Below are 18,276 nucleotides of genomic sequence, written 5' to 3'. Positions count from 1 at the left end.
CAAAAACATGAAAAAGATATTCAATATAGTGGCATTGTCTGCATTAACACTGTTTTCGACTTCTTGTGAAGATTGGTTGGACATGCCTTCCGAGTCAAAAGCGGACAGTTCTTCCATCTTTAATACAATTGGACGGGCAGAAATGACAACTGCTGGAGCTTATACGTTCTTGCATTCCCAGGAATTAGGTTATCAGTTACTGATGGGAACGGACGAATCGGCTTCTACTGAAAGTAACTCGAAATACAATGTGTCCAATTATGACTATACCAACTTAACCGGTATGCTGAGTAAAACCTATACTTGGATGTATCAAGCTATTGAGTATTCCAATGTTTGTATCAGTAATTTGCCGAACATGCAAGCGGAAAAGGAAAGCGACCAGAAAAAAATAGATGCTTTGTTGGGTGAAGCGTTGGCGATTCGGGCATATGCTTATTGGAATTTGGTACGTTTCTACGGTGATGTGCCTTATACCGACATCCCGACTTCGCAACTGACCACTTTTTCTTCTTCGCGTGTAAGCCGCGATGTAATCTATGACCATTGCATTGATGACTTAAAGCGTGCCGTAGAGTTACTGCCTTGGCAGAGTGAAGGGTATGTGGAGACACCTGAACGCTTTACGAAGAATTCGGCTTATGGCATTTTGGCACGCGTGGCATTGTATGCTGCCGGATACTCCCTGCGTTGGGACCTGAATACGATACCTTACAACGCTAGTACAGTGAAGATTGCCCAACGCAGTGACGCCGCTCGCATAAAAGAATTGTATCAAATTGCCGTAGATGCCTGTAAGGCAGTTATCAACAAGAACGAGAACGGTTTGATGGATGATTATGACCAAATCTTCCGTGACTTGGCAAACCAGCGCTATAACAAGGAGACCATGTTGGAATATGGTATGTTCAGCGTGAATGCACAAGATGTGCGTACCGGTTACACCAATGGTATTCCTACCACCGGTACGGACAAGGAAGGATTGGGTAAAGGCGGCAGCCAGATAATGGCAATGCCTACTTTCTATTTTGAATTTGAGGAGGGTGATCAACGCCGTGATGTTTCGGTTTGTAACTATGGTCTTAAACTTTCTGACAAAGGAAATGCTTATCAGATGAATACTTTTGCAGGAATGGGTGTGGGTAAGTACCGTATCAATTGGAAAAGTACCAGAGGATCTTCGGACAGTAAGCGTGACATCAATTGGCCGCTACTGCGCTATTCGGATGTGTTGTTGATGTATGCTGAGGCATTGAATGAGTTGAATAATGGTGCTACACCCGATGCTGTGAATGCAGTGAAGGAAGTACGTACACGTGCTTTCCGTGGTGATGCTTCTTTGATAGGTACGATTCCTACCGATTATCAGGAGTTCAAGGATTTTATTATCGAAGAACGCAAATTGGAACTTTCTAATGAAGGCTTACGTAAAAGTGATTTGGCTCGTTGGGGCATCTTGGTAGATTATTTGACAGCAGAAAAGGAAAAATTGGTTCGTTTGGCAAAACGCGAAGGCGAGTATGCCGATGTAGATGTATATCGTGCCTATAAGTTAACCTCTGTACCGGGCTTTACAGATCCCACTATTGCACTGCCGTATATTGCCATGACCGAGCAGGATTTGGTAGAAATGGGATTGACTGAAGAAAATCTGAATACTTTACATGTTCTGAATAACGGTTCTAAGGGTGCTTTGGAAGTAGTCTTCTACGAAGCGGATGGCAATGTTTATTTTAAGAGAGAAGATGTTCCTGCTGATGCTGCTAAGGTGGAAGAGGTGAAATATACTATATTGAATATGTTTAGTATCAATACCATCAAGCAGAAAGGGAATTTGAGTGTGGAAGATGTGGAAGGACTCGCTTCCGATAATGCGTGGATTACGGGTAAGACCGGTGTATATTATGGCTTGAAGAAGAATATGGTTGAGATTCTTCCGTTCAATACGACAAACATTATTGATGTGAATCCGGGATTGATCGGGCAACAACATCCTTGTTATTAATGATTGGATATTAAATTAGTTAAACAGGAAAAGGCGAAGGCTTCTGATTGGGCACTTCGCCTTTTTCTGGTAAATGTAGTAAGATGATGAAGGTTATAATAAATCATTTTTTTGCCATTTGCTTTTTTCTTGTATCTGTTGGTGGCAAAGCACAACCCCTTGCCTTCCCCGGCGCCGAAGGCTATGGCAAATACACCACCGGCGGACGTGGCGGTCGTGTTCTTACGGTTACCAACCTCAATGACAGCGGTGCGGGCAGCTTCCGTGATGCGGTGGAGCAGAAAGGTCCCCGCATTGTGGTCTTTGCCGTAGACGGTACCATTGAGTTGAAATCTCCGCTCCGTATAAACAACGACAGCATTACCATTGCCGGGCAGTCTGCTCCGGGAGACGGCATTTGCTTGAAAGATTACCCGTTGGTGGTGAATGCCGGCAATGTGATTGTCCGTTATATCCGTGTCCGGGTGGGAGACCGCCATAAACTGGATAGCGACGGATTGGGCGGCGGGCGTTACGGGCAGAAAAATGTGGTGCTCGATCACTTGTCCGTCAGTTGGAGCATTGACGAATGCCTTTCCATTTATAAGACGGAGAACCTTACGGTGCAGTGGTGCCTGGTGGCGCACAGCCTGAACACGTCCGTACATACCAAAGGAAGCCATGGTTTTGGAGGTATTTGGGGCGGCTATAAAGCGACTTTCCACCACAATCTGCTGGCAAACCACGCCAGCCGTAATCCCCGGTTCTCTTCGGTAGACGGTACGAAATGGGTGGACTATCGTAACAATGCGGTGTACAACTGGGGCTTCAAGACCGCATACGGCGGCGGTCATCATGGTGAGATAAATATGGTAAACAACTATTATAAACCGGGACCTGCCTCGCAGCATCATCGCCTGCTTGATGTGGCGGAGGATGGTACGGGGCGTTATTATGTAGCCGGCAATGTAATGGAAGGCGATGATGCCGTGACGCGCAACAACCGAGGTGCGGTAACCGACCGTGCAGGAAAGCGTTACATCCGCCACCGGAAGAGTGCCGCGCCCGACTCCGGCATCGCTCCCGGGGCTGTTCCCACGCCGGGCGAGGAGTCCGCTTCTTGCCTGGTAGATGCGCCGTTCCCCTACGAGCCTATAGACGAGGATACCCCCGGGGTGGCTTACCAACGCATTCTGAAAGATGTGGGGTGCAGCTTCTCGCGTGATGCTTATGATAAAGAGGTGTTGCGCCAGGTAGAAAAGGGGATAGGCACGTTCGGAAAAAACGGCATTATCAATTCTCCGGCAGATGTAGGCGGATGGCCTGCCTTGAAGGCCGGCAAAGCTCCGGCAGACAGTGATGCCGACGGCATGCCGGATGCTTGGGAAATTCGGCACGGACTGAATCCGAAAGATGCTTCCGATGCCTCTGCTTATACGCTGGACAAGGCATATACCAATGTCGAGGTTTATCTTAACGGACTTTTGAGGTAAGGCTGATATAAATGCCGATAATCATTTTTCGTAGCATTTCTGCCAAACCGAACAGAAACCGTTTGGCAGAGAAGCGCTATCTTTGTTCCGTTCACAACTACGAGATTTATTACTTATACTAAAAATACCATGAAAAAGCTATTTTATTCTCTATTGGCATTTGTCTTGGCAGCTTGCGGTTCGGAAGGAAAGCAGGCGCCGATAGACCGTGAGGCGTTGGTTGCCCGCAACAATCCTCAGGTATCTTCGTTCGATTCGCTGGCATCGCTCTCGGTCGGTAACGGCGAGTTCGCCTTTACGGTAGATGCTACCGGTCTTCAGACTTTCCCCGCACTATATAGGAAAGGTGTGCCATTGGGCACGCAGAGCCAATGGGGCTGGCATAGCTTTGACAATCCCGACCAATATAAGCCGGAAGAATACTTGAAGGAATATGACTTTGGTCGCGGACATAAGGAACTGTACGCCTGCCAGTTCAAGGAAGACGGACGGCAGAAAGAAGCCTCCAACTGGTTTCGTGTAAATCCTCACCGCCTGCATTTGGGTGTTGTGGGGCTGGAACTGGGCGATGATGTAACCCCCGCCGATATCACCGGCATTGCCCAGACACTGGATATGTGGAACGGGGTTATCAACAGCCATTTCACATTGCAGGGCAACGCTTTCGATGTACAGACCGTATGCCATCCGCAAATGGATATGGTTTCCGCCAGCATCACCAGTCCGGCACGTGCGGGAGTGAAGCTTCACTTTCCGTATCCCACGGGCGCCCATGCCGATGATGCCTGCAACTGGGATGCCAACGACAAACATACCACAAGCATAGTCTGTGCAGATGCACAAAGCGCCGTTCTCAAGCGTACGCTCGATGCTACGGTCTACTACGTGTCTCTGCGTTGGGAGGGAAAAGCATCCCTTAAGGAGAAATCGGCAAACTACTTCGTGCTGACACCGGAAGAAGACACGCTTGCTTTTTCCTGTAAGTTCACATCCGGTTTTCCCGGAACCGTAGGCGAGGGCGAACCCGCTTCATACGTAGCCGATGTTCTGCCCGCCTTTGCCGAAACGCTGGCTGCCGGCAACGGATATTGGAACGGCTTCTGGAAAAACGGTGCTGCCGTAGACTTCTCGCATTGCACCGACCCGCGCGCAGCAGAGCTGGAACGTCGTGTCGTATTGAGCCAATACCTGCTCGCCATCCAGTCGGCAGGCAGCGTGCCGCCGCAGGAGACAGGGTTGACCTACAACTCATGGTTCGGCAAGCCCCACCTTGAAATGATTTGGTGGCACCAGTCCTGGCTGGCACTTTGGGGACACTCCGAACTGCTGGACCGCACACTCGGCTGGTACGAGACGGTAGAGCCTATTGCCCGCGAGATAGCCCGCCGCCAGGGTTTCGACGGAGTACGCTGGATGAAGATGACCGACCCCAGCGGCACGGAATCCCCGTCCAACGTGGGCAGTTTCCTGATTTGGCAGCAACCTCATTTCATTTATCTGGCAGAACTCGTTTATCGTGCCAACCCTTCGGACGAGATTATCAGGAAATATAACCGCCTGGTGCAGGAGACTGCCAAGTTCATGTACTCCTTTGCCACATACGACGAGTTTCACGGACGCTTTATCCTGAAAGGTGCCATTCCTGCACAGGAGACACTGCGCGCCGCCACCACCATCAACCCGCCGTTCGAACTATCTTATTGGCACTATGCCATGAACGTGGCTCAACAGTGGCGTGAACGCGCCGGCGAAAAGCGCAATCTCGAGTGGGACGAACTGATAGACAAGCTCTCTCCGCTCGCCTATAACGAAGAGTGTCTCTATCTTGCCGCCGAAGATGCGGTGGACACTTATAAAGACATCCGCTTTACCAGCGACCACATGGCAGTACTCGGTTCCGTAGGCATCCTGCCCATGAACAAACTGATACGTGCCGACTATATGAAGAACACGCTCCATTGGGTGTGGGACAACTGGAACTGGGGCAAGACCTGGGGTTGGGACTATCCGATGACAGCCATGAATGCCACCCGGTTGGGCGAGCCCGAAAAGGCTGTGGGCGCATTGCTGATGGACAAGCGCACCAATACGTACTTGCTGAACGGACACAACTATCAGGACGGTCGTTTGCGTTGCTACCTGCCGGGCAACGGCGGGTTGCTGACAGCCGTGGCGTTGATGTGTGCCGGCTGGGACGGCTGCGAGGTGAAGAACCCCGGCTTCCCGCAAGACGGCACATGGAACGTGCGTTGGGAAGGTTTGAAACCGATGCCGTAATCTGCATTGGATGTATATAAATGTTACTCCAAACGTTAAGCCGTGCTTTTTTATCATGCCCCCTTCCCGGAACGGCCTGTGGAAGGGGGAGGATTCAGTATACGACCGAAACACATTCAGTATACGACTGAATGCCTTTCAGTCGTATACTGAATGTGTTTCGGTTTTATCATCAACTTTTTGAAATTATCGACGCTATGAACCGCAACTTTATTTTAGCAATAATTTTTACTTTTCTTGTCCCTTTAGGTGCCTGCGCGCAATATGCCTCTTCCTCGAATGTGTCGAAGAAAGCGGGCGACCTGATAGAATCCACCTCCTACAACGACCATAAGCGAGGGACTCCCCGTGCGTTGCAATACCTGCCTTCGGGCGAGGATTTTGTTTGTGTCAACGGCAAGAACCGTTACACGCGTGCTCTCTATGGCGGGCATACGGCATGGCGCCTGGAGACCAGCGACCGCCCCATATTTGCCACTTACGTCAAGAACGACAGCCGTAATATCCGCTTCCGCCTGCATCTGTCGGACGGCACGGTGACGCCGCTGGAAGAAACCGGCTGGTGCGAGGCGCGCTACACTCCCGGCAGCCGCGTCTATCAGTTGAAAGACAAGGCGTGGGGCGAGGACTGTACGTTGCAAGTCTCCGTATTGGCAAGCCTTACGGAGGAGACGGCGATGTGGGAGTTTTCGGGCAATTTGCCTGCCGGTTGCGAACTGGAAGCATTGAACGCGCCTATCCGCCTGAAAAGGCTTTCGCGCAACGGAGATATGGGGGCAGACCCGCCGGGATGTTTTGAACCTGCGGAAGACGGCACGGTATTGCAAACGCTGAAATGCAGTTTCCCTTCCGATGGGTGTCTGTACATCAGTATCTCCCGCAATGAACTGAAGGAAACGGCAGATGGCAGTGTACGGTATTCCGCCCTTCGGGACGCTTGCCGCGAACTTGCTGGACGCGTCAAAATCACTACGCCCGATCCTTATTTCAATACGCTGGGCGGCGCGCTTGCCGTTGCCGCCGATGGCATTTGGGGGGAAGAGGGCGTCTGGATGCACGGTGCCATCGGCTGGCGCATGCCGTTGAGCGGCTGGCGTGCCGCATACGTGGGCGATGTGCTGGGCTGGCACGACCGCGCACGTACCCATTTCGACAACTATGCCGCCAGCCAGGTGACCGGGGTGCCCGATACAATCCCGCATCCGGCACAAGACTCCGCCCTGGCGCTGGCACGTTCGGCAAAGGTGTGGGGAACGCCGCACTACAGCAACGGATACATCTGCCGCAATCCCCGCCGCAACAACCAGATGCACCATTATGACATGAACCTCTGCTACATCGACGAACTGCTGTGGCATTTCAACTGGACGGGCGACCTTGAGTATGCCCGCCGTATGTGGCCGTTGCTGACGCTGCACCTTGCTTGGGAAAAGCGTAATTTCGACCCCGATAACGACGGGCTTTACGATGCCTACGCCTGTATCTGGGCAAGCGATGCGTTGTACTATAACAGTGGAGCCGTAACGCACAGTTCTGCCTATAACTATCGCGGCAACAGGCTGGCGGCGCTGATTGCCGGGAAAATCGGTGAAGATCCTACGCCCTATCAAGAAGAAGCCGACAAGATACTGAAAGCACTCAACGCCCGTCTCTGGATGCCGGAGAAGGGACATTGGGCGGAGTTCCAAGACTTCATGGGACATCGCCGCCTGCATGAACATGCCGCCGTATGGACTATTTATCATGCCCTTGACAGTGATGTGGCAGACCCGTTCCAGGCGTACCTTGCCACAAGTTATGTGGACCGTGAAATTCCTCATATCCCCGTCGTTACTTCGGATGAGGTGATTGCCGCCGGTGCTGCCGCCTTGCCGGTCAATGCGGCTTCCTATACCTGTTGGCAAAAGCGGTTGCAGGAGGCGGGTGCTGCCATTAATGCCGGAGCGTATGCCACGGTGGCTACTACCGACTGGATGCCCTATTCGTGGAGTATCAACAATGTAGCCTTTGCCGAGGTGATGCACACGGCGCTTGCCTATTTTCAGGCGGGACGCAGGGAGGCGGGCTTCAAGTTGCTGAAAAGTTCTGTGCTGGATGGCATGTACTTGGGCGAAAGCCCGGGCAATTTCGGTCAGATCAGTTTCTACGATGCCGCCCGCGGCGAATGTTACCGTGACTTCGGCGACCCTATCGGAGTGGCTTCCCGTGCATTGGTACAGGGGCTATACGGCATATTGCCCGATGCCTTGAACCACCGCCTGTTGATAAAACCCGGTTTTCCCGAAGCGTGGGAATATGCTTCGCTGCATACGCCGGACATCGACTTCGATTTCAAGGCTGGCGAGGCGGCAGGCGGCAAGTATTCTGCCCGCGATTGCTCGCTCTATACCGTTACGCACCGTCTGCCCGCCGTGCGGAATTTGGAACTGCAATTCCCTGCCCGCCGTTCCGCTGTAGCCCGTCTGACGGTGAACGGACAGCCTGCCGCGTGGCGGCTTGTGGAAAATTCGGTTGGCAAGCCTATGCTTTCCGTTTCCGTTCCCGCTGCTTCCGGCAAGGAGGTGGTAATCAACATCAATTGGGAAGGGGAATTGTTGGCTGTCCCGGTTGCTGTTGACGCTTACCCTGCCGCACGCATTCGTAAGGCGGGTCCTGTCTGTTTTGTTGCCATGGAACAGGGACAGATGAAGTGGTGGGCATCGGTGGAACAACCGTTGCCCGATGACGGCAAGAAGTCCGTCCCGGCAGGCGACTTCAAGGCGGTAGATGCCGCCAGGTGTATGCCTGTCGATATGCGGAAGGTGTTCAATGCAAATGTAACGGATATTTTCCGCAATGAGTACCTGTCTCCACGTTCCCCATATACCACATTGCAGTTGCCCAAACAGGGCATAGGCGAGTGGTGTCATCCGCTGAAGAGCGCCGTCATTGATGACACGGGCTTGCGTGCCGCTGTGCGCAACGGACTGTTAGAGACCAAACTCGGCATACCTTTCCGTACTCCCGCCGAGGGATATAACATCGCTTTCACCTCTCTTTGGGATAATTATCCGGATAGCCTGCGGATACCTCTGAAGGGAAAGGCGTCCCGTGCCTATCTGCTGATGGCAGGCAGTACCAACCACATGCAGTGCCATATAGACAACGGCATTGTCCGTGTATATTACAAAGACGGCACCTGCGATGTTTTGCCGTTGGTGAATCCGGACAACTGGGCACCTGTCGAGCAGATATTCTTTGAGGATGGAAATGCCTTCAACCGTCATGCCCCCTCCCTCTATCGCCTGCGTCTGAAAACGGGCGAGTTGAGCAATGATTTCGGCAAGGAACTCGGTTTTGCCGGAGTGTCCCGCGAAGTGGACGGCGGTGCCGCCATATTGCTGGAAATGCCGCTCGATGCCCGCAAAAAACTTTCGCACCTGGTGCTTGAAACATTGTCCAATGAGGTAGTGATAGGGATAATGGGGGTTACGCTGCAACGATGAGGGAGGAGTTTAAATAAAAGATTTTAGGAGAATAGTTTTTTTATGAAACATATCATAGCAAGTTTACTTATTGTCTTTGCCGGTTCGTTTGCCGTAGCGGCGGGGCAAAACCGTTCAATCAGCCTGTCCGGTGAATGGGCTTTTCAGATGGACCGTGAAGATAAGGGTGTACGTGAGGAGTGGTTCGACCGGACTTTGAACGACCGGATAAGCCTGCCCGGGTCCATGCCCGAAAAACTGAAAGGGGATGATGTGACAGTCCGTACCAAATGGACGGGAAGCCTTTACGACAGTTCGTACTATTTCAACCCTTATATGGAAAAGTACCGTATAGACGGCAAGGTGAAACTTCCTTTCTTCCTTACGCCGGACAAGCATTATGTTGGCGTGGCATGGTATCAGAAGAGGGTGACGGTGCCGGGCGATTGGAAAGGAGAACGGGTAGTGCTCTTTCTGGAACGCCCTCATATAGAGACAACCGTGTGGGTTGACAGGCAGGAAGCCGGCATGCGGAACAGTCTTTGCGTGCCTCATGTGTACGATCTTACTCCGTATGTCGCACCGGGGAAAAGCTGCTTGGTGACTATTCGCGTGGATAACCGGATAAAGGAGATTAATGTAGGACCCGATTCGCATAGCGTTACCGACCAGACACAAGGCAATTGGAATGGCATTGTCGGCAAGATAGAACTGCAAGCCATGCCGAGAGTGTTCTTTGAGGATATTCAGGTGTATCCCGACCTGTCGGAGAAGAAAGCCGTGGTACGTATGAATGTGTGTGCCTCTGCTGCTGTCAAAGGAGAGATTGTCCTTTCGGCAAAGAGCTTTAATACGGATATCAATCATGAGGTTGCTCCGGTATGCCGGACCGTTGCCATACGAAAAGGCGATAATCCGGTTGAAATGGAACTCCCGATGGGAGAGGGTTTCCTGACGTGGGATGAATTTGTTCCTGCTCTCTACCGGCTGACGGCAACATTGAAGAGCGGGAAGCAAGTTGAGGAGAGACAAGTGCAGTTCGGCATGCGCGAATTTACGATAGACGGCAAATGGTTTTATGTAAACGGGCGCAAGACAATGTTGAGGGGTACTGTGGAGAATTGCGACTTTCCGCATACAGGATATGCTCCTATGGATGTCGCTTCCTGGGAGCGGGTGTTCCGTATCTGCCGCAGTTACGGATTGAACCACATGCGCTTCCACTCTTTTTGCCCGCCCGAAGCCGCTTTTATAGCAGCCGACCTTGTGGGCTTTTACCTGCAACCCGAGGGACCGAGTTGGCCTAATCATGGTCCGAAGTTGGGCAACGGACAGCCTATCGACAAATATCTTATGGATGAAACCGTTGCACTGACAAAGGTATACGGTAATTATGCTTCCTACTGCATGCTTGCCTGCGGAAACGAGCCTTCCGGGCGTTGGGTGAATTGGGTAAGTAAGTTCGTAGACTATTGGAAAGCGAAGGATGCCCGCCGTGTATATACGGGAGCATCGGTCGGTGGAAGCTGGAAGTGGCAACCGCGTAACCAGTATCATGTGAAGGCAGGTGCGCGCGGACTGACCTGGGCAGACCGACAACCGGAAAGCATGTCGGACTATCGGGCTAAGATTGATACGGTAAGGCAACCTTATGTGTCGCATGAAACAGGGCAATGGTGTGCTTTCCCCGATTTTAATGAAATCCGCAAATATACGGGAGTGAACAAAGCCCGGAACTTTGAAATATTCCGGGACATATTGGAAGATAATGCGATGGGTGGGCTGTCGCATGATTTTATGATGGCATCGGGTAAGTTGCAGGCGATTTGCTATAAGCACGAGATAGAGAAAACATTGCGTACACCCGATTATGCAGGTTTCCAATTATTGGCGTTGAATGATTATTCCGGTCAGGGAACGGCATTGGTGGGAGTGCTTAATGTGTTTTTCGAGGAGAAAGGCTATATTGATGCGGAAAAGTTCAGGCGTTTTTGCAGTCCTACCGTTCCGTTGGCGCGTATTCCCAAGTTTGTGTACACCAACGATGAAACTTTTCATGCGGACATAGAAGTTGCTCATTTCGGGGCGGCACCGTTGCCGGAAGTAAAAACAGTTTATACGGTCAGGGACAACTATGGAAAGGTATATGCTCACGGCACAGTCGGCATCGGTGACGTTCCTATAGGAAACCTTTTCTCTTTGGGCAGTGTGGATTTAAAGTTGGCTGCCATTGACACTCCGCAGAAATTGAACTTGGAAATACGCATGGGGAACACGGGTGCCGTCAATGACTGGGATTTTTGGGTGTATCCGGCGCGTACGGAGTTGGAGGAAGGTGAGGTATATGTGACGGATACATTGGATGCGAAAGCCGTATCGGTATTGAAACAGGGCGGCAACGTACTGGTGACGGCAGCCGGTAAGGTAAGTTATGGGAAAGAGGTGGTACAGCATTTTACCCCTGTGTTTTGGAATACATCCTGGTTTAAAATGCGTCCCCCGCATACTACCGGTATTTTTCTGAATGACCATCATCCGCTTTTCAAGAGGTTTCCTACCGAATATCATAGCAATTTGCAATGGTGGGAGTTGCTGAACAGGGCGCAGGTAATGCAGTTCACCGGTTTCCCGGATGATTTCCAACCGATAGTCCAAAGTATAGACACTTGGTTCATCAGTCGCAAGATAGGGGTACTGTTCGAAGCGAACGTATTGAATGGAAAGTTGATGATGACAAGTATGGACGTCACCACGCAACCGGAAAAACGTGTCGTTGCCCGCCAGATGCGTAAAGCTATCTTAGACTATATGAATTCCGACGATTTCCGCCCTGCTGCCAATGTTTCCCTTGAACAGGTACAGGCATTGTTTACAAAAGTGGCAGGGGATGTAAAGTCGTATGCCAAGGATGCGCCGGATGAACTGAAAACCAAACAGAATTGAGAATCGCTTATTTATTATCTTCTGCGTGGTCTGACTGATTCTATCACATTGAATATCTGCCTTACTTGGCACAAGTCAAGCACTTTATCCGGATACATGTCGTTCAACGAGTGTATGGTAATCGTGTGGTTTTCCACATCATGGTCGATAATCCGTTTTACAATTATTCCATCGCTATGTACAATGACAAAATCCCATTTACGCAGGTGTAATTTTGAAGTAGCCCAAAGATAAGGTGCGATTTCCCGGCAATACAGCCTGTCTCCTTCCAAATAACTTTCTTCTGTTCCGTCATTCATGCTGTCTCCTTTTACTTCGAATGCGATGTAATTTCCATGACCTTCCCGGTCTACCATGAACGGAATCTGAGGTAGTTGCTCCATATAAGTAGTATCATTATATCCATCTAAATATCCGGCATACGCATATTGGTTGACGAGAGGTACATATACCACATCCTGCATAATCGGAACAGCCTCATTATGTGCAAGTGCCGGATCCTTGAGCATTTTACCTTCGCCGTTGGATAGCCATTCTTCGGAGAATATCTCTCCGAAAGCATTATTGAATCTTTTTAGAAATCCCTCTGTCAGATACCTTACGTTGCCTTTAAAGGCATAGTTTACGTTAGTGCTGTTGTTATAGCCCATAATTCTTGCAATATCCTTCTGAGTGGATGTTTGAGAAACTTTCTCTTTGGAAGTCAGGTATGAAACGGCTTTGTTGAGCCTGGCAAGCCTTTCTTGGACTATTTGTTCCTTTGCCTTTTCTAACTCATTTTTTAGTATCATGACTATATAAGTTTAATTTGTACTGCAAAAATTAGTATATTTTTCTCTCCCGAATATCGTATATATGTTGTGTATACATTCTATTCTTTGCAAAATCATTTTCTAATATTATAATAAGGTATATGTTGATGTTATCGTTAAACGTTGCAAATATACTAACTATTTTAGTATATTTCATTGTTTATACTGATAAAGTTAGTATATTTGCATCGTCAATCAATTACAAAGGTAACCGATTGAGGATAAAAAACAAAAAAAGTTCTTTGAAATGATGTGAAAGTCTCTCATTGCCATACGGATTATGAGAATGGCTGACAATGTGAATGAATATAAATAGGCAAGTCGGGGCTTGCCTATTGTATAATGAATGACACTTGACCGGAAACACCGCAAAGAAACGTCCTTAAGCAGTAAGCATACAGGTTGGGCGTCTGTACTGTTCCCGGTATTTATAATCGTTCTGTTCTTAGGTGTACAATGAGGACAGACGGCTTTAAAAACAATTTATAATTAACTTTTAAACATTTAGAATTATGGCACAATTATCTTGGGGAAAACCCACAATTGAATTTGGCAAATGCGGCGCAAACGGTGCCGCACCTACTACTTGGACAAAATTGGCTTTTGATCCGGTGGAAAATTCAACCAAACTGACACCTACCAAGGGTGAAAAGAAAGAGGCCAAGGTTGAAGGTGGTGAGAATGAAGCAGTGAAATATGCAAAGAACACTTATGTGTTCGAGTTTGAAGTCCGTGCAGCTAAAGGTCGTGTGAAACCTATCGAAGATGCCGACGGAGTGGTTGAAGGAGAGTATGCAGTACGTCTTACTCCCGAAGATGCTACGGTGGAAGGTATTCTTATTGACAAGGCTACGGTATCGGTTGAAGAGACCTTCGATACGGCTGAGGGGAAAAAGTGGAAATACACTTTCGATGTATTGAAGCCGGCAGAAGGTAATCAGGTAAAACCGTATATGGCTCCTGCCTCTTCCGAAGATTGATACGGCGTTCAAGATTGTTTTCAGGATTGCATGGAGTGCCTTTGTCCGGTACTCCATGCAATTTTAATATCAAAAGTTCGTACAAATCAGTAAACCAAATAATAAAACAGAATGATAGATATTAAAGATACAAACGGTAACATTCGTTTTTCCACTCCGATAAACAAGGGCGGCAAACGGAAATTCATGTTGATGAAGGAAGACTGCATAACTTTGAAATTTTCGCTTGATACTCCTCTCAATTTCAAATTAGGTGATAATGTAGACTGTACATTTGGTTTATTCGAACTGATGGAACTCTGCAAACCCTCATATAATGGAGAGACAGGAGGATATGATTACGAACTTCGCCTGGATGCTTATTATTGGAAGTGGAGAAACAAGGTGTTCAAGTTTATTCCGGAAGCGGGAGGGCAAGAAGCAGCGTGGAATCTTACGGCTTCTTTGGCGACTCAGATGGATGTGTTTCTCCGGAATTTGGAAAATTTGGGATATACATATAGAGGAACTCCTTTTGAATATGTCATAGAGCCAACGGTAGATAGTTCTGCCAAATTAATGAGTTATAGTAACACGAACATGATTGACGCCTTGTCGCAGATGGCGGAAGTATGGGAGTGTGAATGGTGGGTGACGGACAATATTATTCATTTCGGACGCTGTGAGTATGGTACGCCGGTTGATCTTAAGTTAGGGGATAATGTCAATGAGATGACACGGTCGGAGAGCCAAAACAGCTATGCCACCCGTATTTATGCTTTTGGTTCGACAAGGAATTTGCCGGCGGACTATCGTCCTGTCGATGAAAACACAATCGTTAATGGGATAGTACAAAAACGGTTGATGCTTCCGGTTGATACTCCCTGTATCGATGCCTATCCCAATATGAGTATGGAGGAAGCCATTGAAGATGTGGTAGTGTTTGAAGACATCTATCCGCGCCGGACAGGCACGATGTCCGGCATAACTCTTCATGAATATACCGATAAGACGGAGGAAGAGGGCAAAGAGCCTGTCTTTACCAAGTGGAATGCTTATCGTTTCAGAGATCCGGGCATTGCATTTTCAGAGAAATATGTTTTACCGGGGCAAGAGCTGAAAATAATTTTCCAATCCGGTGCGCTGAACGGAATGGAATTTTCTGTCATTTTCAATCCTTGTGACAAAGAGGGTGGTGAGACACCTGTACCGGACAGATTGCCGGACGGTTCCTTGAATCCTGCCGCTCAGGTCTGGGAGATATGCCGGAATGAGGAGTGCGGTCGTCCGTTGCCCGACAATGTGTTTGCACCCAAAGAAGGGGATACCTATGTACTTTCGGGTTTTGATACGAAATTTATTTCCGGTTCCATGCTTGCTGATGCCGAAATCGAATTGAAGCAAAAAGCCGAGCAGTATGTGGCGAAAATGAAGGTGGATCCCTCCACTTATACAGTCAAGATGAATTCGGACCGGATGGTTGCCGAGGATGGTTCTTTACGGTTATTGGAACTTGGTGATAAAGTCAGGCTCTTCAGTTCGGCTTATTTTGATACCGGCAGCAGGGTGTCCCGTATCATCGGATTTGAGTATAATCTTGACATGCCCTACGATTCACCGGTATATACAGTGGGCGAAACGGCTTCCTATTCCCGCATCGGAGAGATGGAAGGCAAGATAGACTCTCTTGTTGCTAAACAAAATTCTACGGAAGATAAGGGAAAAGGTGTTTATGTCGTAGGGACTAATGACAGTACACCGGCAACAAACAGGAATGTTTTCTCTGCATTACGTTCCATAAAGGAGAGCATCAGTAAAGTGAAACCGGATGTGACCAGCTATCTCGTCAAGTTTTTGGGAGGTTTGGTGACCGATGATGTCCGGTCGCAAGATTATACGTCCGGGGCTTTCGGTAGCGGGCATCTTCTTAAAACTGACCGGAAAACCGGTAAGTCTTATCTTGAGGTAGATGAACTATATGTCCGTTTGAAGGCTTATTTCGATACTTTGGAAATAAAGCATACATCGCACGTCGGCGGACAAATTGTCCTTTCACCTGCCGGTATGGTTTGTGCGAAAGTTGAATATCGTGACGAAGATGATGTATATCGCTGCTATTTTAAGTCGGCTGACGGAGAGAAGACGGTAGTTAATGAGTTTGCCGTGGATGATTTGGTACAAAGCCGGGAATTCAATATCAAGGAGGGCGCGCATCAGGGTGTGAAGAATCAATATTATTGGCGTAGGGTGGTAGGCATTGGCGAGGATTATATCGAACTTTCCGGTAGCGATTGCGATGCAGGAAGCATGCCTCCGGCGGTGGGCGATACGATTGTGACAGTTGGTAACAAGACCAATCCCGCACGTCAGCACGTCATTATTCTTTCGACTGTGGGGATGGATGCGCCCAACATCAAACAGTATGCCGAGGTAGACTCGTACTCGTTGGTTGGTAAAGAGGTTACCGCTATCGGTCCGAAAGGTAACAAATTCCGGGGGGACTTCGTTTTGAAGACCGGAACGGATATTCTGACTCAGTTCCGGTTATTGGAGAACTTGGTGTATTCGGCAGTCTCTTCAGTGCGCGATGAAGTGCAGGCGAAGGATAATTATCTGGCTAACGCTGCCTTTGCGTCCAATACGGATGGTTGGGAAACAACCGGTAACATACGTTTTTTCACGCTGAACGGGATGTTCTTGCGCTTCAATGACAATTTCTATTCCCGTAAGGATGCTATGGCAGCTATTGTGCGCTATGACAATCGTAATGTGTTGCGTATCATTGATACAGGTATTAAACAACTGAATGCGGATTTGGCAAACAAACCTGCATACGGGGAAAAAGACAAACAGGGAAAGTTCTTTATATCTTTCCGGTATAAAGTTTCTACTGCCGGAATGCTTGCAATCGGTTTCCCGAGGCAGAATTTATACTTCACCGAACGTCTTGAACCAAATGAGGAGTACGCAATGAAAGAGTATTCCGGTACATGGGACGGAACGGGCGATTTCGAATTGAACTTTACGGGTGATATGTACATTCACTCATTGGCATTGACGGATAATGCTTTTGAGGATATGGTAACGAAGTTCGAGACTGCTTTGAAACAGACTGATGAAAGCATTGAAGCGGTTGTTAAAAGGACAACCGAACTTGAAGAAGCAAGTAGTGGGTGGATTACAACGTCTGAAGGAAATGCACTATGGGCCTGTAAAGATATGGAGAATGGAGAAAATATTGTATCAGTTATTAATCAGACGGCAGAGTCCGTAAATATAGAAGCCCATAAAATAAACTTTGTTGGAAAAACTATCATAAATGGAAATTTTATTGTAGATGAGAAAGGTAATTTGACATTAAAGAACATAAATGCCATTGATGGTACTTTTTCGGGTACGGTTAAGGCAGGTAATGGAAATGTCGGTGGATTTAAAATAGAGGATTCACGGCTTGTAGCTACATCCGAAAATGATAAGATGCTGCTGTCTCCTTCTTTGATCCGTTTTACTAATGAATATGTATCTACATGTATCGGTGCGAATACTATACCAAGTTCTTCGGGCGGACATCTTATAGCACCTTTGCATATTAATGTAAAAAGGAATGCATCGATTTATGATTCTTTCATTAATACTTGCTTGGTACTCTCTGTGGAAGGCGCTAAGAGCGATGATGATATTATCATAACTGGAAATCATGCGTTATACATAGAAAAGGGGGGAATATGTGGGTTTCGTTTAAGGACAAGGAGAATAACAACAAGTACAACTCTTGGTCTTATGGATAGTATTATACTTACAATAAGGAAAGGGATAACGTTAACTCTTCCTACGGGGGCGGTTGAAGACGGACAAATGTATTTTATAAGAAACCATTCGGATGGGGATGTCTTTGTACATGGTAAGATAAGTCCTTTGGGATATCCTACCTCTGGAAATACTAACGTACATATTCCCGGTGGATATATGGGAACTTTTATATATGATGTGGTGAACAATGTCTGGTTGGCAAATCATTTTGGACGTTGGTAATAAAAATAAAACTAATGAAGAATATAAATTTTAAACAGTTACTGATTGCTGCAGATGTGGCTCGCAAATATTGCGAAAATAAAGATTGCCGTGAAAGTTTTGCGAATGTATTATACCAGAACGGCAATGGTATCGCGCTTCATGCGCTTGCCTTGAAAATATACAACTCCGATGAGAATACGGAATATACCGATGAAGAAGTAAACTTGATAAAGGAGCATGCCAATGCTTTTTGCAAACCTTTCTTTATCGATGCAATCAACCGTGCCGTTGAAATCAAACCGGAAGAAACAACCTATAGACAAGAATAAC

General features: G+C 48.1%; 9 protein-coding genes. 8 read left to right on the top strand and 1 reads right to left on the bottom strand.

Features of this window, described 5'->3' with window-relative positions; genetic code table 11:
* Nucleotides 1-7: 7 nt before the first annotated feature.
* The 5 genes from QZ327_RS01310 (at nt 8) to QZ327_RS01290 (ending at nt 12,161) form a co-directional block, all read left to right on the top strand.
* Complete coding sequence (locus tag QZ327_RS01310; RefSeq protein ID WP_294616463.1) at nt 8-2,005, top strand: RagB/SusD family nutrient uptake outer membrane protein; 1,998 nt, start codon at nt 8-10, stop codon at nt 2,003-2,005.
* A gap of 86 nt (nt 2,006-2,091) precedes the next feature.
* Nucleotides 2,092-3,477 (top strand): pectate lyase, encoded by a 1,386-nt coding sequence (locus QZ327_RS01305; RefSeq protein ID WP_294616492.1) that lies wholly within the window; start codon nt 2,092-2,094, stop codon nt 3,475-3,477.
* Between the two features lie 129 nt (nt 3,478-3,606).
* A complete protein-coding gene (locus QZ327_RS01300) occupies nt 3,607-5,754 on the top strand; it encodes a hypothetical protein (protein ID WP_294616461.1) in 2,148 nt (715 codons plus the stop codon).
* A gap of 197 nt (nt 5,755-5,951) precedes the next feature.
* Nucleotides 5,952-9,239, top strand: a complete 3,288-nt coding sequence (locus QZ327_RS01295) for a DUF4450 domain-containing protein (RefSeq protein WP_294616459.1) — start codon at nt 5,952-5,954, stop codon at nt 9,237-9,239.
* 42 nt (nt 9,240-9,281) lie between these two features.
* Nucleotides 9,282-12,161 carry a sugar-binding domain-containing protein gene (locus QZ327_RS01290; protein ID WP_294616457.1) on the top strand — a complete coding sequence of 960 codons (2,880 nt, stop codon included), beginning with the start codon at nt 9,282-9,284 and terminating at the stop codon, nt 12,159-12,161.
* 14 nt (nt 12,162-12,175) lie between these two features.
* On the opposite strand, the gene QZ327_RS01285 is transcribed toward QZ327_RS01290, so the two are convergent.
* Nucleotides 12,176-12,952 (bottom strand): S24 family peptidase, encoded by a 777-nt coding sequence (locus QZ327_RS01285; protein ID WP_294616456.1) that lies wholly within the window; start codon nt 12,950-12,952, stop codon nt 12,176-12,178.
* 533 nt (nt 12,953-13,485) lie between these two features.
* On the opposite strand from QZ327_RS01285, the gene QZ327_RS01280 reads away from it, so the two are divergent.
* The 3 genes from QZ327_RS01280 (at nt 13,486) to QZ327_RS01270 (ending at nt 18,275) form a co-directional block, all read left to right on the top strand.
* Nucleotides 13,486-13,953, top strand: a complete 468-nt coding sequence (locus tag QZ327_RS01280) for a hypothetical protein (RefSeq protein ID WP_294616454.1) — start codon at nt 13,486-13,488, stop codon at nt 13,951-13,953.
* 111 nt (nt 13,954-14,064) lie between these two features.
* The gene (locus QZ327_RS01275; RefSeq protein ID WP_294616452.1) at nt 14,065-17,964 is read left to right on the top strand and encodes a phage tail protein; all 3,900 of its coding nucleotides are present in this window, start codon (nt 14,065-14,067) and stop codon (nt 17,962-17,964) included.
* A gap of 14 nt (nt 17,965-17,978) precedes the next feature.
* Nucleotides 17,979-18,275, top strand: a complete 297-nt coding sequence (locus QZ327_RS01270) for a hypothetical protein (protein ID WP_294616451.1) — start codon at nt 17,979-17,981, stop codon at nt 18,273-18,275.
* Nucleotide 18,276: the final 1 nt, after the last annotated feature.

Source organism: uncultured Bacteroides sp., assembly GCF_910578895.1.
GTDB lineage: Bacteria > Bacteroidota > Bacteroidia > Bacteroidales > Bacteroidaceae > Bacteroides.
Note: the sequence above shows the minus strand (reverse complement) of the source record. Positions and strands in the feature narration are given on the sequence as shown.

Coding starts and splice junctions, on each gene's coding strand:
- QZ327_RS01310 (WP_294616463.1), top strand. CDS start 8: ATGAAAAAGATATTCAATATAGTGGCATTGTCTGCATTAACACTGTTT.
- QZ327_RS01305 (WP_294616492.1), top strand. CDS start 2,092: ATGAAGGTTATAATAAATCATTTTTTTGCCATTTGCTTTTTTCTTGTA.
- QZ327_RS01300 (WP_294616461.1), top strand. CDS start 3,607: ATGAAAAAGCTATTTTATTCTCTATTGGCATTTGTCTTGGCAGCTTGC.
- QZ327_RS01295 (WP_294616459.1), top strand. CDS start 5,952: ATGAACCGCAACTTTATTTTAGCAATAATTTTTACTTTTCTTGTCCCT.
- QZ327_RS01290 (WP_294616457.1), top strand. CDS start 9,282: ATGAAACATATCATAGCAAGTTTACTTATTGTCTTTGCCGGTTCGTTT.
- QZ327_RS01285 (WP_294616456.1), bottom strand. CDS start 12,952: ATGATACTAAAAAATGAGTTAGAAAAGGCAAAGGAACAAATAGTCCAA.
- QZ327_RS01280 (WP_294616454.1), top strand. CDS start 13,486: ATGGCACAATTATCTTGGGGAAAACCCACAATTGAATTTGGCAAATGC.
- QZ327_RS01275 (WP_294616452.1), top strand. CDS start 14,065: ATGATAGATATTAAAGATACAAACGGTAACATTCGTTTTTCCACTCCG.
- QZ327_RS01270 (WP_294616451.1), top strand. CDS start 17,979: ATGAAGAATATAAATTTTAAACAGTTACTGATTGCTGCAGATGTGGCT.